The sequence below is a fragment of the Kitasatospora sp. NPDC051853 genome (assembly GCF_044452665.1).
GTDB lineage: Bacteria > Actinomycetota > Actinomycetes > Streptomycetales > Streptomycetaceae > Kitasatospora.
Map to the genome: position 1 here is coordinate 421,347 of NZ_JBITBY010000004.1, position 20,768 is coordinate 442,114.

Here is a 20,768-nt window from a genome sequence, read left to right on the forward strand (position 1 = left end):
GGCCCGGTGTTGCTCGATCGTAACCCGGACGGATGACGCGGACTCAGGCGGTCTCCGGCGGACGGCCGTCCAGCCGGGAGCGGACGCCGGTCTGGTACCTGGCCAGGTCCTCCCGGGAGACCTTGCTCCCGGCGGTGGTGCCCAGACGGGAGGAGAGGACGGCCGGGTCCTGGGCGAGCAGGTCCTGCGGGGAGCGGACGCCGCTGTCCAGCAGCGCCCGGGAGAGGTCCAGCGGGAGTCCGGCCGAGTAGAGCAGGGAGCAGGCCGCGGAGAGCTGGGCCAGCGGCAGGCCCAGCGGTTCGAGGGCCAGCCGGGCGGCCGGGCGGCTCAGGGCGGCGGCCAGTTCGGCGACGTCGAAGACCCGGAGCTGGCGGAGCACCTTGATCTGGGCCTCGGTGAGCAGGCCGAGCTCGGCCAGGTCCACCGGGGCGGAGGCGGCCGGCACCAGCGGGGCGTCGGGCAGGTGGCGGACGGTCAGCCGCAGCCGGGCGGAGCGCACCGGCGCGGCGTCCAGCACCCGGGTGCGCAGCCGGCCGAGCTCGTCCACGGCGGTGGCCACCGGCACGGCCAGTTCGACCTCGGCGGCGAAGGCGCCGTCGGAGACGGGGTAGCGGGCCAGCTCCGCCTGCATCTGCCCGGCGGCCTCGGCGACCGAGGCGGCCAGCTCGGCCAGGGTCGGGTCCTTGGAGATCACCGTCGCCTGCTCGGTGACCAGGGCGGCCCGGCCGGGCAGCAGCGGATTGAGGGCGCTCATGGTCACCATCGCGTTCCGGACCGTCAGGTAGCGGCCGTTCTGGAGGACTTGGACGAAGAGCTGGGGCGGCCGGCGCTCGGTGTCGGGGAAGGGGCAGCGCAGCGAGAAGGCCCCGGTGTCGGGCGCCACGGCCGTCCGGCCGAGCTCCAGCTGGACGGCTGCGAGCGAGGCCTCCGCCGGGAGGTCCGGCCGGGGGTTCCACGGTGGGGTCTCCACCCCGCCGGTCCCGTCCTTCGGCGGCGGCTGGTCCCCGTCCACCGGCGGCTCGCCGCCCTCGGCGGGCGGGTCGGGCGGGAGCGGGACGGCCGGGTTGGAGATCAGCACCAGGACGGCCGTGCAGCCCGGCACCGGCTTGCCCAGCGGGTCGAGCACGGAGCCGTTCACGGCCACCGAGGTCGGGCTCATCGGAAGCTACTCCTCCAGGGAGGCCGCGCTGCGCGGCATCCCGTCGTCGTCGAGGGCGAGGGCGAACTCGCTGAGCGGTGCGGGCCGGAAGGTCACCGTGACGGTGAGCCGGCCGGAGCCCGCCCGGGCGGCCCGCAGGCCGAGCCGGGCGTCGGCCCGCACCGGGAGGGCGGCGCTGACCCGCCGCAGGGCGGGCACCACCGGCCGGTGCCCGTCCCGGTCGAAGGCGTCCACCGCCGCCAGGCCCACCCGGTCCAGCCGCCGCTGCGCCCGGACCAGGGAGGTGGCGAGCGGCAGCAGCAGCCGGGCCGGGCGGACCGGCGGCGTCACGGGGCCTGCTCCCGGAGCAGGTCCTGGTGGGACATCAGCGGCCGGGTGGGGTGCTGTCCGAGCACCGCCACGGCGTCGTTGTAGAAGCGGACGAAGCGGTTGCAGTGCTCGGCGGTGCCGATCGGGAACTGCCGCAGCCGCCAGCGGTTCTGACTGCCGTTCTGCTGGTGGATGCCACCCGAGTTGTAGGCGGCGCCGACCAGCGGCGGGTCGAAGGCGGTCTTGCGCACCTGCTTGTGCATGTACGCGGTGCCGGCCCGGATGGAGTTGGCCGGCTCGAACAGCCAGTCCCGGGTGACGCTCATCCTCAGCGTCTCCGAGGCGGTGCTGATCAGCGTCTGCATCACCCCGGGGCTGACCCGCCCCGGGGTCCGCTCGTCGCTGACGTAGCCGGGTTCGAAGCGGATCGCCTCCGCCTTGCCGCCGGACTCGGTGCAGATGCACGCCACCACCAGCTCGGCGGGCATCCGGTACGTCCGGGTGGCCTGGTTGATCGCGGCGGCGTACTTCTCCCAGACCCGGGTCACCGTCGCGGGGCGGCCCTTGGTCCGCTCCACGCCGGTGCCCTCGATCTCCACGCCGAGGTCGGTCAGCCGCCACTGCACGCTCCCGGAGAAGGAGCCGTGCCAGTCGAGCAGGGACATGGCGGCCTCTCAGAAGCGGACGACGGTGGTCTCGTTGACCATGCCGAGGTTGACCGAGACGGTGGCGTCCACCGCCTGTGCCTGGTTGGCGGCCGAGCGGGTCAGGGTCAGGATCACCTGGCCGCTGCCGTCGGTCTTGTAGCCGGTCGGGCCGGTGGAGCTGGAGACCGTGGCCGGCTCGATCCTGATGCCGAGCTGGCGGTCCGGGTTGACCTGGTTGTCCCGGGTCCGGCACTGCACGGTCAGGGTGATGCTGCGCTCGGTGACGTTGCCCTTGTCGTCCTTCTTCTCGGTGACCGGGCCGGTGAGCACGGCCAGCGAGGGGCCCTTCTGGACGATGAACGGGCGGGGCAGCTCGACGTCGTCGCGCGGCTCCAGGGTGGCCTCCAGGTGGAGCTTGCCGGCCGACTTGTCGAGGCTGTCCTCCAGCGCGACGTTGGTGCTGGAGCGGCTGTGGTTGAAGCTGCCGCTGGCCGAGCCGCCGAAGCCGCCGATGCCGAACTTGGCCCGGGCCTGGACCCCGGCGCTGGTGGCCGAGTTCTTGATGTCGATGCCGTGCTTGGAGTTGAACTCGCTGACCTCCATGTCCGCGTCCAGGTGCACCCGGCTCCAGGCGTAGGCGGTCGGCATCAGGTAGTTCACCAGCGGGAGTTCGGCCTCGTGGATCTTGCCCTCCTCCATGGTGCCGTCGTCCTTGAGGAGCTGCTCGAAGACCGAGACCACCTTGATCTTCTGGTCGGAGAGCGCCTTGGCGGTGGTGACCAGCGTCTTGTCCAGCTCCTCCTGGGCCTTGGCCACGGCCAGGCCGACGGACTGCACGAAGGAGCCGAGCGCGGTGCCGCCGGAGGCGATCTCGTCGGTGACGTTGGCCTCCGGGGCCGGGGTGCCGCTCAGTGCGGCGGGTGCGAAGCCGGCGGGCGCGGCGCGGAAGGCAGCGGGCTCGGCGGGCTCGGCGGGCTCGGCGGGCTCGGGTGCGGAGGGTGCGGCCGGGGAGGCCGGGGAGGCCGGGGCGGCGAAGGCCAAGGCCGCCTGGGCGGCGGGCAGGCCGGTCACGCCGGAGAGCAACTCGGCGACCAGCTGGGCCTTCTGCTCGTCCGTCAGCATCGAGAGCACGGCCGCCACCTCGGCGTTGGTGGCCGGCTGCTCGGCGGGCTGGTGCTCCTGCGGATCGGTCGTCACGGTCGAGTCCCCCTCGATCGGTGGCGGCGCCCGCCCCCTGCGGGCCGCCTGCCGAGGAAGACAGTGGTCTACGCGGGTAAACGTCGGCATAAGCGAATGATGAACGGCGAGGTCATGGGGGGTTGGTGAAGCCCGGGTGGGGATGTTCTTCACGCCCGGAGGCCGTTTCTCCGGTGGCGCACGCTCGTTGATGGAGTGTCGGCCGCACCCGATCAGGTGAATCTCCGGGGTGCGGCCGGGGTGGAGATCGGCGGCCGGTAAAGTTAGGCTTACCTAACCTAAAGGGAGTCCGCCTTGTCCCTCACCGCCGCCCCGTCGGCCGGCGACGCCATCCTGCGCCGCCAGCGCGTCCGCGAATCGGCCGCCCGCACCTACGCCCGCTCCTTCCCGATCGTGCCGGTGCGCGCCAACGGGATGACGGTCGAGGGCGCCGACGGCCGCCGGTACCTGGACTGCCTCTCCGGCGCCGGCACCCTGGCGCTCGGCCACAACCACCCCGTGGTCCTCGCCGCCATCCGCCGCACCCTCGACAGCGGCGCCCCGCTCCACCTGCTCGACCTGGCCACCGCCGAGAAGGACGACTTCACCACCGCCCTCTTCGAGAGCCTCCCGGCCGGCCTGGCCACCTCCTCCCGGGTGCACTTCTGCGGCCCCGCCGGGACGGACGCGGTCGAGGCCGCGCTGAAGCTGATGCAGACCGCGACCGGGCGGCGCGGCGCGCTCGCCTTCACCGGCGCCTACCACGGCATGACGGCGGGGGCGCTGGCCGTCACCGGCTCGGTGGAGGTCAAGGCCCCGCTGCCGAGCGGCGGCGAGGTCACCCGGCTGCCGTACCCCTACGCCTACCGGTGCCCGTTCGGGGAGGGCGCGCGGGGCGCGGAGCTGTCCGCGACGTACGTCGAGCGGCTGCTCGACGACCCGTCAGGAGGGGTGCTGCCGCCCGCCGCGATGATCCTGGAGGCCGTGCAGGGCGAGGGCGGCGTGGTGCCGGCGCCGGACGGCTGGCTGCGGGAGATGCGGCGGATCACCGCGGAGCGGGGGATCCCGCTGATCGTGGACGAGGTGCAGACCGGCGTCGGCCGGACCGGCGCCATGTGGGCGGTGGAGCACAGCGGGATCACCCCCGACGCGATGGTCCTCTCCAAGGCCATCGGCGGCAGCCTCCCGCTGGCGGTGGTCGTCTACCGCGAGGACCACGACGGCTGGCTCCCCGGCGCCCACACCGGCACCTTCCGCGGCAACACCCTGGCCATGGCGGCCGGCGCCGCCACCCTCCGGTACGTCGCGGAGCACGGGCTGGTGGAGCGGGCGGCCCTGCTCGGCGCCCGGATGACCGCACGGCTGGACGGGCTCAAGGGGCGGCTCCCGGTGATCGGCGACGTCCGCGGGCGGGGGCTGATGATCGGCGTCGAACTCGTCGACCCGGCGGGCGAGCCCGACCGCTGCGGCTCCCACCCCGCCGACCCCGCCCTCGCCAAGCGCGTCCGCGAGGCCTGCCTCCAACGCGGCCTGATCGTCGAACTCGGCGGCCGCCACGACGCGGTGCTCCGGCTGCTGCCGCCGCTCACCATCACCGACGAGCAGGTCGACGCCGTCCTCGACCGCCTCGCCGACGCGATCGAGGCCTCGGCGACCCGGTAGGGCAGGTGGTCACCCCGGGGGCGCGAGGAACTGCGCGTGGGGGCACGGCAGCACCTGCAACTGGCTCGCATGCCCCGATCCAGCACTGGGCCGCCTTCCGTACTCGCGCCCCGCGGCGGAGCCGCAGATCAGCAGAGCCTCGCGCCCCCGGTGTGACCACTTTCCCCGGCGCCCGGAAGCCTGGCCATGTGCAGAAAGGAGTACCCGCGTGAGCGAGCTGCGCGACGCGGTGGAGCTGGCGTTGACCGGGCTGGAGGTGGGGGCCGCGCGGCGCGGTGGGCCGGTGCCGGCGGTGACGCCCGAGGCGTTGGCGGTGCAGGTCCGCGGGGTGCTCCGCCTGCAGGAGCGGGACGAGGACGCGCTGCTGCGCTTCACCGAGCTGCTCGCGTACGGCTCCGCCGATCCCGGGCATCCGGCGTGCGCGGCACACCTGCACTGCCCGCCCCTCCCCGTCGCCGTGGCCGCCGACCTCGCCGTCTCCGCCCTCAACCCCTCCCTCGACTCCTGGGACCAGGCCCCGGCCGCCGTCACCATGGAGACCGAGCTGATCGCCGAGCTCGCCGCGCTGGTGGGCTTCGACCCGGCCACCGCCGCCGGGGTGCTGACCACCGGCGGGACCGAGTCCAACCTGATGGGACTGTTCCTCGCCCGCGACCGCGCCCTCGGCGGCGAGGTCTCGGCGGACGGCCTCCCGGCCGGCCGCCGTCCGGTGGTGTTGGCCTCGGAGGCCGCGCACTTCTCGGTGCAGCGCGCCGCCGCCCTGCTCGGCCTCGGCGAGCGCGCCGTGCTGCCCGTCGCCGTGGACCGCACGCTGCGGATGGACCCGTCGGCGCTGGGGGAGCGGTTGAAGGAGACGGTGCGTCAGGGGATGACCCCCGTGGCGGTGGTGGCCACGGCCGGGGTGACGGACACCGGGGCGGTGGATCCGCTGCCCGAGGCGGCGGAGCTGGCGGCGGAGTACGGGGCCTGGCTGCACGTGGACGCCGCGTACGGGGGAGGGGTGCTGCTCTCCGAGCGGCTGGCCCCGCTGCTGGCCGGGATCGAGCGGGCCGACTCGGTCTCGCTCGACTGGCACAAGTTCGGCTGGCAGCCGGCCGCGGCCGGGGTGTTCCTGGCCCGTCGGGCGGAGAGCTTCGGGCCGCTGGAGCGCCGGGCGGTCTACCTCAATCCGGCGGACGACGACGAGGCGGGGTACCCGAGCCTGCTGGGCCGTTCGCTGCGCACCACCCGGCGGGCCGACGCGTTCAAGCTGCTGGTCACGCTGCGGACCTTCGGCCGGGCCGGGCTGGGCGCCCGGGTGGAGGCCTGTCGTGAACTGGCCCTGGCCACCGCCGATTCGGTCCGGGGGATGCCCGGTCTCGAGCTGTACTGCGAGCCGGTGCTGTCCACGGTGGTGTTCCGCTACCGCCCGGAGAGCGGGGCCGGCCCCGAGGAGCTGGACCGGCTCAACGCCGAGCTGCGGCGCGAGCTGCTGCGGACGGGCCGGGCGGTGGTGGGCCGTACCGAGTTGCCCGGCGAGGGGCCGGGGCGGATCCGGCTCAAGCTGACCCTGCTCAACCCGGAGGCCGCCCCCGCCGACACGGCGGCGGTGCTGGCCGAGGTGGTGGCGGCCGGAGGGCGCATCAGAACCGATCGGTCCGGGCAGAAGTGACGTATGGTGAGAAAATAGGACACTCCCAGTGATGGCAGGTGGTTGGCGGTGGCGAACCGGACCGTGCTGATCGAGACCTCCAAGGGCTCGGTCACGGTGGAGCTCTACGAGGACGAGGCGCCCGTCACGGCGGCGAACTTCGCCGACTTGGTGGCGCGCGGTTTCTACGACGGGCTCACCTTCCACCGGCACGAACCGGGATTCGTCATCCAGGGCGGCGATCCGAAGGGGAACGGCACCGGTGGATTCACCGATCCGGAGACCGGCAAGGAGCGCACCATCGCGCTGGAGGTGAAGCCGGGCCTGAAGCACGGTGAGGCCGGTGCGGTGGCGATGGCCCGCAGTCAGAATCCGAACAGCGCCTCCAGCCAGTTCTACATCACCCTCGGCCCCGCCCCCTTCCTGGACATGAACTACGCGGTCTTCGGCCGGGTCACCTCGGGGATGGACGTGGTCGAGCAGCTCAGGGCGGGTGACCAGGTGGTCAGTGCCACGCTCGGTGACTGACCGGGAATTTGGCGGAAAGGACAGCCGGGGCGCCGCTCCGGCTGTCACAATTCGTAGGTAAGACAGAGCAGTTGACGCCCCGTGGGTGATTCCGGGGTGGATCCGTGGACATACCTTCTCCGGTGCTGTCCAGCTGTTTTCGGCCGCAGTCCGACGGGTTATCGCCAACCGCCGGTGTGTGCTTGCGGAGCGGGAGAAGCCCGGCGGTAACTTCTTGTAGCCGCCGCCACACCGGGAGCACACGGCTCCTTGGGACTTGCGGCGCGAGGGAGCAGCGAACCCGCCGTCATCCGGCGTGGCCACTCCCGCATCGAATCGACCCTTCCCCCGTACTCAGCCCTGCCCTGCGGAGGCCTCGGCATGACCGAAACACTCCTGAGCACCACCTTCAGCACCTTCCAGGCCCTGCCGTTCTCCGACCGCTGCCACCGGGTCTGGCAGCGCGGCGACCACCTGTTGGTCGGCGTCAGCCCCGGCAACAGCTACTTCAGCCAGCTGCGGATCGCCCAACTCGTCCGCTGGGGGCGCCAGTTCTTCGACGCCGTGGACGTGGTCTACGCCGACCTGCACGTGGACACCCAGTACGCGGTGAACGGCTACCCGGCCGAACTGGCCCTGCGCCGGGCCGGCAAGGAGATCAAGGCGACCAGGCGCCGGATCGAGCGCGGCGTCGCGCTGGCCGGCCGCGGCGGGGTCGGCGTGCACGCCCTCTCCGAGTTCGCCGACACCGCGGTCTACCGGCGGCTGTGCGGCGAGGTGGCGGCCGCGCTGGACGAGGACGCCGAGTTCCGCGCCGCCGCCGAGCTGATGGCGGCCGGGTTCCTGGCCTCCCGGCTGCCCGAGGACGAGACGCCGACGGCCGACCAGCTGGCCGCCGGGCTCGGCTACATCGCCGCCGAGCTGCCGTTCTTCCTGGACACCCCCGGCCTGCTCGGGGTGGAGTCCTCGGTCTCCTGCTACCACGTCGAACTCCCGCTCACCCCCGTCCTGTTCGGCCGCGACCACGGCCTGCGGGCGGCCCCCGGCCAGGGCTACGCGGTGCTGCGGCCCCGGGTCGCGCCGCAACTGGCCAGCGCCGCCTGACCCTTGAGACCTTTGAAGAGAGAGCTCTTTCGATGACCACGAGTGCGCAGTGCCCGTACACCTTCCCGCTCTCCCGGCGCGGCGACGTGCTGCCCGAGGAGGCCACCCTGCTGCGGGAGCAGGCCCCCGTCGCCAGGGTGACCACGCTGACCGGTGACCCGGCCTGGCTGGTGAGCAGCTACCCGCTGGCCAAGCAGGTGCTGGAGGACGAGCGGTTCAGCCTCCCGGCCACCGCCGGCCCCGGGGTGCCGCGGCAGTACGCGCTGACCATCCCGCCGGAGGTGGTCGACAACATGGGCAAGATCAACAGTGCCGGGCTGCGGGACGCCGTGATGAAGACCCTCTCCCCGCGCGCCGACAAGGAGTTGGCGAGCTGGCTGGAGGCCGAGGCGCACCGCCTGGTCGACGAGCTGGTGGCGAAGGGCGCGCCGGGCGAACTGAAGGACGGGTTCACCGACCCGTACTCGGCCGCCCTGCACTGCCGGCTGCTGGGGATCCCGGCGGACGACTGGCGGCAGCTGATGTCCGGGATCGACGTGGCCTTCCTGACCAGCCCCGAGGTGTTCGAGGGGTCGGCGGCCAACTGGTACCGCGATCTGGGCTACATGCTGGGGAAGTTGAACGCGGAGCCGAAGCCGAAGGACGGGCTGCTCGGGCGGTTCGCGGCGCTGCGGGAGGTGCGGGACGACCTGGAGGACGACGAGCTGCTGGCGACGGTGGCGCTCTCGCTCTTCGGTGCGGGGGCGGTGTCGACCTCGGCCTTCCTGCTGCACGCGGTCATCGCGCTGCTGAAGCAGCCGGAGCTGGCGGAGCGGCTGCGGCGGGAGCCGGCGGTGATCGGGCGGGCGGTGGACGAGCTGCTGCGCTACAACCTGTCGATCGGGGACGCGCTGCCGCGGCTGGCGCTGGCGGACGTCCAGGTCGGGGACGTGCCGGTCCGCGCGGGCGAGTTGGTGCTGGTGCTCATCGAGGGTGCGAACTACGACCCGGAGATCTTCCCGGACCCGGAGCGGATCGACTTCGACCGGGAGAGCAACCCGCACCTGGCCTTCGGCGCAGGCCGCCACTTCTGCCCGGCCTCGGCCCTCGGCCGCACCCACGCCGAGGTCGCCCTCCAGGTCCTGGTGGAACGCCTCCCCGAGCTGCGCCTCGCCCTCCCGATCGAGCAACTCGCCTGGCGCCCGGGCTTCATCAAGCGCCTGCCGGAGCGCCTGCCCGTCCTCTGGTAGTGGCCACGGGGCGATGGCGGCCAACCCGGGGGCGCGGGGAACCGCGCGAACACGGAAGGCGGACCGGCGTGAGGTCGGGGCAGGTCAGCCGGTGGCAGGTGCGGCCGTTCCCTCCCGTGCCCGGTAGCGCCCCGGGGTGGTGCCGAAGTGGCGGGCGAAGGCGTGCGAGAACGCGTACGGGGTCCGGTAGCCGACCCGGTGGGCGACGGCGGCCAGCGGGTCGGTGGTGTCCCGCAGCAGGGTGGCCGCGAAGGTGAGCCGCCACCAGGTGAGGTAGGCCATCGGCGGGCGGCCGACCAGGGCGGTGAACCGGCGGGCCAGGGTCGGGCGGGAGACGCCGACCGCGGCGGCCAGGCGGTCGTTGGTCCACCCGGCGGCCGGGTCGGCGTGCAGGGCGCGCAGCGCGGCCGCGGCCACCGGGTCGCCGAGCACGGCCGACCACACGCCGGTGCTGCCCTCGGCCAGCCAGGCCCGGACCATGTACACCAGCAGCAGGTCGAGCAGGCTGGGGACGGCGAGTTGGCCGCCGGGCCGCTGCTCCAGCAGCTCGCCGCCGAGCAGGTCGATGGCGGCGCGCAGCTCGGGGTGGCCGCCGACCCGGTTGGGCAGGTGGACGACGGCGGGGAGCTCGGCCATCAGCGGGTGGGTGCGGCTGCGGTCGGTCCGGTACTTGCCGCAGAGCAGTTCGACCTGGCCGGGCCCGGTGCGGGCCGGCCGGTGCGCGCTGCCGTCCGTCAGCCGCTCGAACGGCACGGCCGCGCCGGCGGCCGCGGGATCGCCGTCCGCGTCCATCAGGACGTGCCCGGTGCCGTGCGGGAGCAGCACCGCGTCGCCGGTGCGGAGGGTGAGCGGCTCGCCCTCGTCGAGCAGCAGCCGGCAGCCGCCCTCCAGCACCACGTGGAACCCGGCGCCCTCGTACGCGGACAGCCGGGTGCTCCAACTCCCGGCGGCCCGGAACCGGTTGCTGGAGGGCCGGCCGACCCGCACCGCCGCCATCGCGTCGCTCACCACGTCCATGGGCGCAGCCTAGCGCCACCTCCTCAGCCTTGAGACGATCGCGTATCGATCTGAGCCGGTACGGCATTTGACGGCTCATCCGGTGCTCCTAGGCTCGTCGGCATGAGCATCGAGAGCGCACAGCGCATCGTCCTCGGCGACGTCGAGGCCATCCGGGTCGTCGAGTACCAGGGGCCGTTCCGGCCCGCCGCCGAGCTGGTCCCGCAGGCTCCGCCCGAGCTGTGGCGGGAGAACGCCGACCGGCTCGTCCCCGACCACTGGGATCCGGCGAGCGGTGAGGCGGTGATGGCCCTGCAGACCTGGGTGCTGCGCAGCGGCGGCCGGACCGTGCTGGTCGACACCGGGGTGGGCGACGGCCGGGAGCGGCCGGATGCGCCGCAGTTCCACCGGCGGCAGGGCCGGTTCCTGGAGCGGCTGGCGGAGGCCGGGGTCCGCCCGGAGGAGGTGGACACCGTGGTCAACACCCATCTGCACGCCGACCACGTCGGTTGGAACACCCGGAGCGAGAACGGGAGTTGGGTGCCGACCTTCCCCAACGCGCAGTACCTGCTGCCGGCCGCCGACGACCGGTACTACGGTCCGGACAACGACTACGGGCGGGGTGCGACGGTGACCGCCCGGCTGCTCTACGAGGACAGCATCGCGCCGGTGCGCCGGGCCGGGCAGCTGGTGCTCTGGGACGGTGCCCACGCCGTCGACCGCAACCTGGTGCTGGAGTCCGCGCCCGGCCACACGCCCGGGTCGGCCGTGCTGCGGCTGACCTCCGGCTCCGACCGGGCGGTGTTCGTCGGCGACCTGCTGCACAGCCCGGTGCAGATCCTCGACCCGTCCCACAACAGCTGCTTCTGCCTGGACCCGGACGGGGCCGCCGCCAGCCGGCGGCGCATCCTCGAACGCGCCGCCGACCTCGGTGAGTTGGTCTTCCCGGCGCACCTGGCCGGCCCCGGTGCGACCGAGGTCCGCCGGGCCGGCGAGGGCTTCGCCTTCTCCGGGTGGGCCGCGGACTGACCTGTCGGCCCGTCAGCCCGCCAGGACGGTGCGGACGTGCTCCCAGGTGGCCGGGTCGGCGGCGACCAGCAGGCCTTCGGGGCCGCCCGGCGGGTCCGGGACGTAGGGGGTGCCGTCGAGGCGGGCGGAGACGCCGCCGGACTCGGTGACCAGGAGGGAGCCGGGGGAGTGGTCCCAGGGGAGGGTGCGCCAGTAGAGGATGAACTCCAGGTCGCCCTCGGCGACCAGGGGGTACTCGATGCCGGCCGCGCTCAGGCCGCCGAAGGTGCGGCCGAAGACGGTGGCGGCGGACTGGAGGCGGTGGTGCTCGGAGGGCTCCAGGAAGCGGCTCTTGAGGATGCCGCGCCACTTCTCCGCCGGGTCGGTGACCGGCGGCCGGGCCAGCCGGTGGCCGTTGCGCCAGGCGCCGGCGCCGAGCTCCGCCGCGTAGGCCGTCCCGGTGGCGGGCTGCCAGATCCAGGAGGCCACCGTCCGGCCGGAGCGGACCAGGGAGGCCATCACCGCGTAGTCGGGCTTCCCGGCGGCGAAGTTGGAGGTGCCGTCGACCGGGTCCACCAGCCAGACGGCGGGTTCGGTGAGCAGGGCCCGGGCCAGCGCGGGGTCGGCGGCGACGGCCTCCTCGCCGACCACGGGGACGGGGAGCAGCTCGCGCAGCCGCCGGGAGATGATCACCTCGGCCTCCCGGTCGGCGACCGTGACCACCTCGCCGGGGGCCTTCTCCATCACCTCGCCGGCCGCCAGTGCCCGGAACCGCGGCTCGACCGCCTCGGCCGACGCCTCGGCGAGGATCTCGGCCACCTTCTCCATCAGCACCGTCGTGCTCCCTTCACCCACCCACCACTCTCCCACGACCGTCCCCGCGCCGACCTGCCGGGTTGCCCCCGACGGGTCGTCAGCGACCGGGAGGGGGCGGGTCGCTTGACCCTGACACTGGCGGCAGGGTTCCAGGATGCGGGCATGGACGAGAGCAGCAGCAGGATTCGCACCGACACCGTCAGCACCGGGGACCGCCGGGTGGTGGTGGTCACCGGCGCGGGCACCGGCATCGGCCGGGCGACCGCGCGGGCCTTCGCGGCGGAGGGGGCCCGGGTGCTGGCGGTCGGCCGCCGGGCCGAACCGCTGGCGGAGACGGCGCGGGGGTGGCCGGGCATCGGCGTCCTCACCGCGGACCTGACCGCGGCGGACGGCCCCGGACGGATCGTCAGCACCGCACTGGAGCGCCACGGCCGCCTCGACGTGCTGGTGAACAACGCGGGGATGGTGCAGGCCGGCCCGCTGGGCACCCTCACCCCGGACCGGGTGCTGCCGCAGCTGGCGGTCAACCTGGTGGCGCCGGTGCTGCTGGCCGAGGCGGCGCTGCCCGCGCTGGAGGCGGCCGGCGGGGTGATCGTGAACGTGACCACCTCGGTGGGGCAGCGCGGCTGGGCCGGGGCCTCGGTGTACGCGGCGGGCAAGAGCGCGCTGGAGACGCTGACCCGCGCCTGGGCGGTGGAGCTGGCGCCGCGCGGGGTGCGGGTGGTGGCGGTGGCGCCGGGGGCGGTGGACACGCCGATCGGGGAGCACCAAGGGCTGAGCCCGGAGCGGCGGGCGGAGCTGCGGGCCTGGCAGGTGGCGCACACGCCGATGGGGCGGGTGGGGCGGCCGGAGGAGGTGGCCTGGGCGGTCACCCGGCTCGCCGCGCCGGAGGCGTCGTTCGTGACCGGGGTGGTGCTGCCGGTGGACGGCGGGGCGGTGGTCGCGTGACACCATGACGGCCGGAGGTGGGGCCGGTGCGGATCGGGGAGCTGGCGGCGGTGACGGGGGTGACGGCGAGGGCGCTGCGGCACTACGAGCAGGCCGGGCTGATCCGCTCGGAGCGGGCGGCGAACGGCTACCGCAGCTACCACGGGGGGACGGCCGTCCGGGTCCGCAACATCCGGCACCTGCTGGAGGCGGGCCTGACCCTGGAGGACGTCCAGGTGTTCCTGACCTGTCTGGACGGGGACCTGACGAGCGCGCCGCCGTCCGGGAAGGGGCTGGCGGTGGCCCGGGCCCGGCTGGGTGTCCTGGAGGAGCGGATCGCCCGTCAGACGGCCCTGCGGGACCGGTTGGCGGCGGCGTTGGGGGGGGGGGGGGGGGGGGGGGGGGGGCCCCCCCCCCCCCCCCCCCCCCCCCGCCGCGGTGCTCAGCCCAGGTAGTGGAAGCCCGGGCGGGGGTGCATCAGGAACTCGTGGTGGGAGATGTTCCAGGCGTAGGCCCCGGCCATCGCGAAGAGCACCCGGTCGCCGGCCCGCAGGGCGGTGACGGACTGGTGGGCGGAGAGCACGTCCTTGGGGGTGCAGAGCTGGCCGGAGACGGTGACCCGGCCGGTGGTGACGGCGGGGCGCTCCCAGGGGTGCGGCCATTCCTCGACCGGCTGGACGGTGAAGGGCTGGTCGTGGCCGCGGGTGGCGGGGGTGCGCAGGTGGTGGGTGCCGCCGCGGACGATGGCGAAGTCCTCGCCGTGGCTCTGCTTCACGTCCAGCACCTCGGTGGCGTAGTAGCCGCAGTACGAGGTGAGGGCGCGGCCGGGCTCGATCCGCAGGGTCAGGCCGGGGTGACGGTCCAGCAGCTCGGACAGGCCCTTGCCGAAGGCGGACCAGTCGAAGCGGTCGGACGGGTCGGCGTAGTCGACCGCCATGCCGCCGCCGACGTTGACCTCGTGCAGGGTGAAGCCGTGCTCCTCGGCCAGCGCCGCGGACCAGGCCACCACCCGCTCGGCCAGGCCGAGTTGGGCGGAGGCGTCCAGCCCGCTGGCCAGGTGGGCGTGCACGCCGCGCAGCCGCAGCAGCTCGAAGCCGGGCTCGGCCAGCAGCCGCACGCAGCGCTCGACCAGCGCCGGGTCAAGACCGAAGGAGGTGGGCCGCCCGCCCATGGCCAGCTTCACGCCGTCCAGCGAGCCGTCGGTGACCGGCAGGTTGGCGCGCAGCAGCACGTCCACCGGGCCGGTCGCCAGGGAGGCGAGCAGGCGCAGCTCGTGCTCGCTCTCCACGTGCCAGCGCCGCACGCCGAGTTCCAGTGCGGCGGTGATCTCGGCGGGGGTCTTGCCGGGCCCGCCGAAGGCCAGCGGGTGGTCCGGCACGGCGGCCTGCACGTGTGCCAACTCGCCGCCGGAGGAGACCTCGTAGCCGTCCACCGCACCGGCCAGCGCGGCCAGCACCGGCTGCTCGGGGTTGGCCTTAGCGGCGTAGTACAGCTCGACCCGCTCGGGCAGCGCGGCCCGGACGGCGGCCGCGTGGGCCCGCAGCCCGGCCAGGTCGTAGACGTAGACGGGGAACTGCTCGGGCGTCAGGGACGCCACCAGCCGCTCGACGGACACGGGCACGGACATCAGACGCTCCAGCTCAGTGCGAGGACGGACTCGCCCAGCGGCGAGGGCAGCGGGACGTAGCCCGCCTCACGGTCGGCCTTGCGCGCCCAGCGGGTCAGCAGGTTGGCCTTGGCGGGCAGCGGCACCCCGGCGAGCAGGGCGGCCAGCCGCGGCGGGCAGCCGTGGGCGTCGCCGTACTCGCCGAGCACGGACCGGAGTTCGGCCCAGAAGGCGGCCTCCGACCCGGGGTGCAGGTCGGCCAGGGCGGAGACGAACTCGGAGAGGTGGTTGACCACCAGGCAGTAGACCACCCGGTCCCAGCCGCGCTGGGCGTCGTAGGTCATCGGCCCGGCCACCTCGGGGGGCAGGGTGGCGAGCAGGCCGGCGTTCTGCTCGGGGAGCAGCTTGGTGCCCTCCAGGTCGCGGTAGAGCACCTGGACGGGGCGGCCCGCGTCGTCCACGCCGACCAGCACGTTCTGCAGGTGCGGCTCCAGCACCACGCCGTGCTCGAAGTAGGCCGAGAGCACCGGCGGCACCACCAGGCGCAGGTAGGCGCCCCACCAGTCCAGCGCGTCGGCCGGGCCCGACCCGTCCAGCAGGGTGCCCAGGTGGGCCGAGCTGGTCGGGTACTCGTCGGCCACGGCGGCGGCCAGCAGGGCGGTGGTGCCCGGCTTCAGGTGGCGCTCCAGGCCCTCGCGGACGATCAGGCCGAAGCCCTCGAAGAGCGAGACGTCCACCTGGCCGTCCGGGCCGGGCAGGGCCAGGGTGCGGAAGGCGGGCTCGCGCAGCATCGCGGCCTCGGGGTGCCGCGCGGCCAGCTCGGCGAAGGGCTCGGCCAGCAGCCTGGTCAGGGTGACGGCCCCGGTCAGCTCGTAGGCGGCGTTCTTGCGCAGGCAGTTGGTGATCCGCACGTTCAGGCTGAACTTGAGGAAGGCGCCCGCGCCGTACAGGGTGCGCACCGAGGCGGTGGCGGCGAACTCCTCGCCGCGCTCGCCGAGGTCGATCACGTCGCCGCGCTCGATCGCGGCGGTCAGGCCCGGGTGGTCGTGCAGCAGCTCGTACTGCCAGGGGTGGGAGGGCAGCAGGGTGTAGCCGTCCGGCACCGCGCCGAGCGAGTCCAGCAGGGTGAGCGCGCCCGGGTCGGCGGTGTCCTGGGCGATGTACTCGCTGCGCACCGCGAGGTGGCGCAGCCGGAACGCGGCCCGGGCTTCGGGGGCGTAGTCGTCCCAGGAACCGCGTTCGGCGTAGCGGGACTTGGGGGCCGGGTGGAAGCGGTGGCCGAAGACCAGGGCCTGCTCGGACTCCAGGTAGCGGTCCGGGCCGGCGGCCGGGCGGCGGTCCAGACCGTGGTCCACCCCGGCGCGGCTGGAGGTCAGCTGGGCGAGGAACTCCTCGTTGGCCACGCCGGTGCGCAGGGTGAGCTCGGCCTGCACGTGCCCGGCCAGCTCCTGCCAGGTCAACTCCCGCTCCTCGCCGGGGCCTTCCTGGAAGACCGGGCCGGTGAAGCGGTGCGCGCCGACCAGCGAGGTGCGGCGCAGCGCGACCCGCAGGGTGACGCCGCGCCGGGGCAGGCGCAGGTGCAGCACGCCGTCGGCGACGGCGCTCTGGTGCTCGGGGCCGGAGACCTCGCGGAGCAGGCAGTTGAGCAGGGTGTGGGCCACCGCGTGGTCGGCGGTGGGCAGTTCGGTGGGCGTCACGGATCGGAGATCGGTGTCAGCGGGAGAGGACATCGGAGTGGCTCCTACGGGAGAGGAGGGCGAGGAGGGCGGCGGCCAGCGCGGCGACGGTGCCCGTCAGCACGGGGGCGGTGGCACCGAAGGCGCCGTTGACCAGCGCGGCCACCACCCCGGCGGCGACCGCGCCGCCCTTGGAGACGAATTCGAGCGAGCCGAACATCCGGCCCGGGGCCCGGCCGCGCGCGGCCTCGGCGGCGAGCACCGAGAGGCAGACCAGACCGAGGGTCAGGCCGACGCCGAGCAGCAGACGGGCGAGGACGAAGGTGAGCAGGGAGTGGGCCGGCCAGTGCGCGGCCAGACCCAGGGCGACGAAGCCGAGGCCGAGGGCGATCCCGGTGCGCGGCCGGTCGGCGAAGCGGGTGTGGACCCGTCCGGCGGCGGCCAGGTAGCACAGGTGCGGCAGGGCGAACAGCAGGCCGGTGACCGTCCCGTTGACCCCGGGCAGCCGGCCTTCGACCAGCGAGACCAGGTAGGGGAAGGAGATGATGGTCGAGAAGACGAAGCCGAACTCGAGGGTGTAGAGCAGCTTGAGCGAGCCGGTGGGCTGCTCCGCGGTACCGCCGTCGGCGGTGCGTCCGGCCGGCTTCGGGCAGGCCGGTTCGGGCAGCAGCGAGAGCAGCGCGGCGGCGGTCAGCGGCAGGATCGCCATCACCAGGTACTGCCGGTGCGGGGATATCCAGGGCGAGAGCGCGCCGACCAGGATCGGCGCGGCCACCAGGGAGGCCCGCGCGGCGCCCTGCATCAGGGTGAGCGCCTTGGAGAGCTGGGAGCCCTCCAGGGCCGCCGCCAGGTAGCCGTTGGTGGCGGCGAAGGTGCCGCCGAGGAAGCCCTGGAGCACCAGCGCCACGGTGAAGGCCGGCAGGCTGTCCGCCCACCCGGCCAGCAGGAACGAGACGGTGAGCCCCAGTTGGGCCCGCAGCAGCAGCCGCTTGCGGCCGAAGCGGTCGGCCAGCCGGCCCCAGAACGGGGCGCCCAGGCCGCTGAAGACCGTCGGCACGATGTAGAGCACCCCGGCCCAGCTGCCGTCCGCGTCACCGAGCCCGGGCAGGATCGCGGTGAGGAACGGCGGCAGGCCGAGCGCGGCGAAGGAGGCGACGAAGTAGCAGGCGGCGACGGCGTGCACCTGACGGCGCCCCAGTCCGGCCGGAGCCTGGGCCGACATGGTGAGCTCGGCGGCGGCGGTGCTCATCGGCCCGCCGCCGGCGTCGCGCCCGGAGCGCCGTCCGCCAGCAGGTAGTTGGGCCCGGAGGTGTAGTGCTTGTTGATGTCGGCGGCGCCCGAGCGCTCCTTGCTGAGCAGCGAGCCGGCGGTGACCATCGCCTTGACCGGCAGCCGCTCGGCCTCCAGCAGGCCGGCCCGCAGGCTCTCGCCGGCCGGGCCGATCCGGTCCACCGAGCGCTCCAGCACCTCCCGCAGCAGACCGAGGGTCTCGGCCAGCGACGCCCGGCCGTGCTCGGCCAGGCCGAAGGCCAGCGAGGCGGTGCACAGGTGGCCGGTGATGGTGGTGAACAGGTCGGTGATCGCCCGGTCGGTCTCCGAGAAGGTCCGCGGGTCGGTGAAGTCGGCCGTGTACGCGGCCAGTTCGCCGATCCGGGCGGAGTTCACCCGGGGGCCGTCGTTGTCCTTGTAGAGCAGCCGCAGCCGGGTCGCGCCGTCCACGGTGTCCAGCACCAGCGAGGTGTTCTGCTGGTGCGACTCCAGGGCGAAGCCCAGCGCGAAGAGCGCGGTCTGCCAGTCGATCAGCAGCTCCAGCAGGTCCCGGTAGAGCGCGAGCGCCGAGCCGCCGTAGAACCGCTCGGCCAGCAGGTCGATCACCAGGCCGCCGGGGGCCTCGGCCAGCAGCGAGGCCAGCGGCACCGTCACGGCCCGCTCCAGACCGGCCGGGTAACGCCGGGTCAGCACCGCGACCAGCTCGTGGCCGGTGTGCGCGTAGCCCTGCTCGTCGGCGTGCAGGATCCGCTCGGCGAAGCGCGGCTCGCGGGCCAGCACGGCCTCGATCAGCCGCTGCCCGGCCGCGCCGTCCTCCAGCACCCCGGGCTTGATGGTGCGCCGGTTGCGCAGGCCCAGGGTGGCGGTGGCCAGCGGCAGCTTGAGGTGCCACTCGGGGTGCTCGGCCAGGGCGACGGTGCGCATCGACAGGGTCGGCACCACCTCCAGGTAGGAGGGCCCGGCCAGCACGGCGCCGGGGGTGGCGGCCAGTGCGTCGGCCGTGCTCAGCGGGTGCACCGGGAGGGGCAGGTGGGTGCCGGCCAGCTCGGGCAGGCCCAGCAGTTCCAGGGTCGGCCACCAGCCGGGGCGCTCCCCGAGGGTGTCCACGGCCAGCGCCGAGACCGGTACGGCCAGCCAGCGCAGCTCGAAGGAGGGGTGGAACTCCGGTGCGTACTGCCGCAGTTCGGCGTCGCTGAGGCCGGATCGGCCGCGCGCGGTCGGGTAGACCGGGTGGTCCAGGAAGGCGGCCAGGGTGTCGAAGGCCAGCGAGGCGTCCAGGCCCTCCCAGTGGGCGGGGTGCTCGCCGTGGCGCAGCGCCAGCAGGTCCAGCACCTGGCCGTGGACGGCCTCGTGCAGCTCCATGGTGGCCAGGGTCTGGCGGCACTCCTCGGCGAAGCCCAGGAAGCCGTCCCGGTCCTGCGGGTCGGCCAGCTCGGCCAGGTGGGCCAGGACGGCGTCCAGCGCGGTGAGTTCGCGGCCGTCGGCCAGCAGCAGCGGGAGCCGGGCGGTCCACTCGCTCTGGAAGCCGTCCGGGCGGACCGGCAGGGCCAGCGTCCCGGCCCGCAGCCACGGGCCGTCGGCCCGCTGCTCCAGGATGCTCTGGGTGCGCAGGCCGAGCACGTCCTCCCGCAGCAGGGCGCCGAGCACCCGCAGGGTCAGCTGCTCGGCGGTGTGCTGCCGCAGGGCGCTCATGCGCCGATCTCCCAGCGGTTGGCGGCGACGAAGCCGGCCACCGTGCGGTCCACCGACTCCTGGTCGGGGCCGACGGCCCAGACCATGCCGAGGTAGTCCCGGTTGGTGCCGTAGTGGTCGTGCTTCTCGCCGACGCCGCGCACCGGGCGGTAGGAGAGCCGCACGCCGTCCTGCTCGCCGTCGTACGGGCCGGGGGCGGCGTGCAGGGTGCCGGCCCGGTCGGCCAGCACGCCCTCGTTCCGGGCCCGCTTGTCGGTGCGGGCACCGAGGTCGGCCGGGAGGGGGACGCCGAGGTGCGCGTTGAGCACGTGCTCGAAGAACGGGATCTCCAGCAGCTCGGCCAGCATCAGGTCACAGGTGTCGCCGATGGCGCGGTAGTTGACCTCGATCAGGCGGGCCCGGCCGTCGGCCTGGACCACGAACTCGGTGTGGCAGGCACCGAGGTTGACGCCGACCGCGTCCAGCTGGGCGAGCACCTGGGCGGTGACCGCCTCCGGGTGCGCCGGGACGTAGAACAGCACCTCCTCGATGAAGTTCGGCGGCGGCGAGAGCCGGGTGTGGAAGCCGCCCAGCACGTGCCGGGTGGTGCCGTCGCCGAGCGTCTCCAGGGTGTACAGCTCGCCGGTCAGGAACTCCTCGACCAGCAGCACCGCCCCGGCCCGGCGGCCGCGGATCGCCTCGACGGCGGCGGCCAGCTGGGCCGCGTCCTCGACCAGGGTGACGTCCTCGCTGGCCACGCCCTCCCGCGGCTTGACCACGCAGGGGAACGGCGGGGTGAGGGCGGCCGGGTCGTCCTCCGGGGCCAGCTCGGCGGACCAGACCTCGTCCAGCCCGGCGGCGGCCAGGTGGCGGCGCAGCTCGCCCTTGTTCTTGGCCCGGAAGGCGGCCTTCCAGTCCTTGCCCGGCAGGCCGAAGTACTCGGCGGCCAGCGCGGTCTGCACCTGGAGGTGGTCGCTGTTGCTGAACACCGCGTCGGGGGCCGGGAGTTGCGAGATCAGGCCGATCACCTCACGGTGGTCCTGCACCGCGCACTCCAGCACCTCGGGCGCGAACTCCAGCTCCTGGTAGGCGCGTCGGTGCGCCTCGGCGTGGTCCGTGAGCACGGTGACCGTCAGGCCCAGTCTCGCCGCGGCGGGCAGGAATCCCTGGGTGACGGAGTCGGTGGGGTTGAGGGCGAGCAGGTACATCCGCATGGCCGGAAGGTCCTCTTCGGGTGAGGGGGCGGTGGGGGGGGGGGGGGTGGGGGCCCCCCCCCCCCCCCCCCGCGGGGGGGGGGGCGGGGGGGCGGCGGCGCCCCCCGGCCGGGCCGTGTGACACACCCAAAAACACCCCGCCCCCCCCCCCCAGCCCCCCAA

At 74.4% G+C, this 20,768-nt stretch carries 19 protein-coding genes; 8 read left to right on the forward strand and 11 right to left on the reverse strand.

Annotation, left to right across the window (positions count from 1 at the left end):
- Positions 1-43: 43 nt before the first annotated feature.
- The 4 genes from ACIA8O_RS14225 to ACIA8O_RS14240 are packed head-to-tail and all read right to left on the reverse strand — an operon-like array spanning position 44 to position 3,312.
- Complete coding sequence (locus ACIA8O_RS14225) at positions 44-1,159, reverse strand: hypothetical protein (protein ID WP_396293988.1); 1,116 nt, start codon at positions 1,157-1,159, stop codon at positions 44-46.
- 6 nt (positions 1,160-1,165) lie between these two features.
- Positions 1,166-1,489 carry a hypothetical protein gene (locus ACIA8O_RS14230; RefSeq protein ID WP_396293989.1) on the reverse strand — a complete coding sequence of 108 codons (324 nt, stop codon included), beginning with the start codon at positions 1,487-1,489 and terminating at the stop codon, positions 1,166-1,168.
- Positions 1,486-2,133 (reverse strand): transglycosylase SLT domain-containing protein, encoded by a 648-nt coding sequence (locus tag ACIA8O_RS14235; protein ID WP_396293990.1) that lies wholly within the window; start codon positions 2,131-2,133, stop codon positions 1,486-1,488. Before ACIA8O_RS14235 ends, ACIA8O_RS14230 begins: the two co-directional genes overlap by 4 nt.
- Positions 2,134-2,142: 9 nt before the next feature.
- The gene (locus tag ACIA8O_RS14240) at positions 2,143-3,312 is read right to left on the reverse strand and encodes a hypothetical protein (RefSeq protein ID WP_396293991.1); all 1,170 of its coding nucleotides are present in this window, start codon (positions 3,310-3,312) and stop codon (positions 2,143-2,145) included.
- 294 nt (positions 3,313-3,606) lie between these two features.
- On the opposite strand from ACIA8O_RS14240, the gene ACIA8O_RS14245 reads away from it, so the two are divergent.
- From ACIA8O_RS14245 to ACIA8O_RS14265, 5 genes are all read left to right on the forward strand, one after another.
- Positions 3,607-4,953 (forward strand): diaminobutyrate--2-oxoglutarate transaminase family protein, encoded by a 1,347-nt coding sequence (locus tag ACIA8O_RS14245; protein ID WP_396293992.1) that lies wholly within the window; start codon positions 3,607-3,609, stop codon positions 4,951-4,953.
- Between the two features lie 208 nt (positions 4,954-5,161).
- Positions 5,162-6,604: a pyridoxal phosphate-dependent decarboxylase family protein gene (locus tag ACIA8O_RS14250; protein WP_396293993.1), complete on the forward strand. Its 1,443-nt coding sequence runs from the start codon at positions 5,162-5,164 to the stop codon at positions 6,602-6,604.
- A gap of 48 nt (positions 6,605-6,652) precedes the next feature.
- The gene (locus ACIA8O_RS14255; RefSeq protein WP_396293994.1) at positions 6,653-7,111 is read left to right on the forward strand and encodes a peptidylprolyl isomerase; all 459 of its coding nucleotides are present in this window, start codon (positions 6,653-6,655) and stop codon (positions 7,109-7,111) included.
- A gap of 360 nt (positions 7,112-7,471) precedes the next feature.
- Positions 7,472-8,194, forward strand: coding sequence for a tRNA-dependent cyclodipeptide synthase (locus ACIA8O_RS14260; protein WP_396293995.1), 723 nt, complete (start codon positions 7,472-7,474; stop codon positions 8,192-8,194).
- A 32-nt stretch (positions 8,195-8,226) separates the two neighbouring features.
- Positions 8,227-9,423, forward strand: a complete 1,197-nt coding sequence (locus ACIA8O_RS14265) for a cytochrome P450 (protein ID WP_396293996.1) — start codon at positions 8,227-8,229, stop codon at positions 9,421-9,423.
- Between the two features lie 84 nt (positions 9,424-9,507).
- Here ACIA8O_RS14265 and ACIA8O_RS14270 read toward each other — a convergent pair whose 3' ends face one another.
- Positions 9,508-10,440: an AraC family transcriptional regulator gene (locus tag ACIA8O_RS14270; protein ID WP_396293997.1), complete on the reverse strand. Its 933-nt coding sequence runs from the start codon at positions 10,438-10,440 to the stop codon at positions 9,508-9,510.
- 102 nt (positions 10,441-10,542) lie between these two features.
- Between ACIA8O_RS14270 and ACIA8O_RS14275 the strand changes: the two genes are divergently transcribed.
- Complete coding sequence (locus ACIA8O_RS14275; RefSeq protein WP_396293998.1) at positions 10,543-11,448, forward strand: MBL fold metallo-hydrolase; 906 nt, start codon at positions 10,543-10,545, stop codon at positions 11,446-11,448.
- A 12-nt stretch (positions 11,449-11,460) separates the two neighbouring features.
- On the opposite strand, the gene ACIA8O_RS14280 is transcribed toward ACIA8O_RS14275, so the two are convergent.
- Positions 11,461-12,282, reverse strand: coding sequence for an inositol monophosphatase family protein (locus ACIA8O_RS14280; RefSeq protein WP_396293999.1), 822 nt, complete (start codon positions 12,280-12,282; stop codon positions 11,461-11,463).
- Positions 12,283-12,405: 123 nt separating this feature from the next.
- On the opposite strand from ACIA8O_RS14280, the gene ACIA8O_RS14285 reads away from it, so the two are divergent.
- Positions 12,406-13,191, forward strand: coding sequence for an SDR family NAD(P)-dependent oxidoreductase (locus ACIA8O_RS14285; RefSeq protein ID WP_396294000.1), 786 nt, complete (start codon positions 12,406-12,408; stop codon positions 13,189-13,191).
- A gap of 26 nt (positions 13,192-13,217) precedes the next feature.
- Entirely contained in the window at positions 13,218-13,625 is a 408-nt protein-coding gene (locus ACIA8O_RS14290) for a MerR family transcriptional regulator (protein ID WP_396294002.1), read from the forward strand.
- Here the strand turns inward: ACIA8O_RS14290 and ACIA8O_RS14295 are convergent.
- Genes ACIA8O_RS14295 through ACIA8O_RS14315 form a run of 5 tightly spaced genes read right to left on the reverse strand, consistent with a single transcriptional unit; the run spans position 13,613 to position 20,606 of the window.
- Entirely contained in the window at positions 13,613-14,797 is a 1,185-nt protein-coding gene (locus tag ACIA8O_RS14295; RefSeq protein ID WP_396294003.1) for a type III PLP-dependent enzyme, read from the reverse strand. The genes ACIA8O_RS14290 and ACIA8O_RS14295 overlap by 13 nt on opposite strands.
- Positions 14,797-16,506, reverse strand: coding sequence for an IucA/IucC family protein (locus ACIA8O_RS14300; protein WP_396294004.1), 1,710 nt, complete (start codon positions 16,504-16,506; stop codon positions 14,797-14,799). The genes ACIA8O_RS14295 and ACIA8O_RS14300 overlap by 1 nt, the downstream gene beginning before the upstream one ends.
- Entirely contained in the window at positions 16,490-17,701 is a 1,212-nt protein-coding gene (locus ACIA8O_RS14305) for an MFS transporter (protein WP_396294005.1), read from the reverse strand. Before ACIA8O_RS14305 ends, ACIA8O_RS14300 begins: the two co-directional genes overlap by 17 nt.
- The gene (locus ACIA8O_RS14310; protein ID WP_396294006.1) at positions 17,698-19,413 is read right to left on the reverse strand and encodes an IucA/IucC family protein; all 1,716 of its coding nucleotides are present in this window, start codon (positions 19,411-19,413) and stop codon (positions 17,698-17,700) included. The genes ACIA8O_RS14305 and ACIA8O_RS14310 overlap by 4 nt, the downstream gene beginning before the upstream one ends.
- On the reverse strand, positions 19,410-20,606 hold the full coding sequence (locus ACIA8O_RS14315; RefSeq protein WP_396294007.1) for an acetyl-CoA carboxylase biotin carboxylase subunit family protein: 1,197 nt from the start codon (positions 20,604-20,606) through the stop codon (positions 19,410-19,412). The genes ACIA8O_RS14310 and ACIA8O_RS14315 overlap by 4 nt, the downstream gene beginning before the upstream one ends.
- Positions 20,607-20,768: the final 162 nt, after the last annotated feature.

Excerpts from the sequence above, each read along its gene's own strand:
- ACIA8O_RS14225 (WP_396293988.1), bottom strand. The coding sequence starts at position 1,159 with ATGAGCCCGACCTCGGTGGCCGTGAACGGCTCCGTGCTCGACCCGCTG.
- ACIA8O_RS14235 (WP_396293990.1), bottom strand. The coding sequence starts at position 2,133 with ATGTCCCTGCTCGACTGGCACGGCTCCTTCTCCGGGAGCGTGCAGTGG.
- ACIA8O_RS14260 (WP_396293995.1), top strand. The coding sequence starts at position 7,472 with ATGACCGAAACACTCCTGAGCACCACCTTCAGCACCTTCCAGGCCCTG.
- ACIA8O_RS14265 (WP_396293996.1), top strand. The coding sequence starts at position 8,227 with ATGACCACGAGTGCGCAGTGCCCGTACACCTTCCCGCTCTCCCGGCGC.
- ACIA8O_RS14270 (WP_396293997.1), bottom strand. The coding sequence starts at position 10,440 with ATGGACGTGGTGAGCGACGCGATGGCGGCGGTGCGGGTCGGCCGGCCC.
- ACIA8O_RS14275 (WP_396293998.1), top strand. The coding sequence starts at position 10,543 with ATGAGCATCGAGAGCGCACAGCGCATCGTCCTCGGCGACGTCGAGGCC.
- ACIA8O_RS14285 (WP_396294000.1), top strand. The coding sequence starts at position 12,406 with ATGGACGAGAGCAGCAGCAGGATTCGCACCGACACCGTCAGCACCGGG.
- ACIA8O_RS14295 (WP_396294003.1), bottom strand. The coding sequence starts at position 14,797 with ATGTCCGTGCCCGTGTCCGTCGAGCGGCTGGTGGCGTCCCTGACGCCC.
- ACIA8O_RS14300 (WP_396294004.1), bottom strand. The coding sequence starts at position 16,506 with ATGTCCTCTCCCGCTGACACCGATCTCCGATCCGTGACGCCCACCGAA.
- ACIA8O_RS14305 (WP_396294005.1), bottom strand. The coding sequence starts at position 17,701 with ATGAGCACCGCCGCCGCCGAGCTCACCATGTCGGCCCAGGCTCCGGCC.
- ACIA8O_RS14310 (WP_396294006.1), bottom strand. The coding sequence starts at position 19,413 with ATGAGCGCCCTGCGGCAGCACACCGCCGAGCAGCTGACCCTGCGGGTG.
- ACIA8O_RS14315 (WP_396294007.1), bottom strand. The coding sequence starts at position 20,606 with ATGCGGATGTACCTGCTCGCCCTCAACCCCACCGACTCCGTCACCCAG.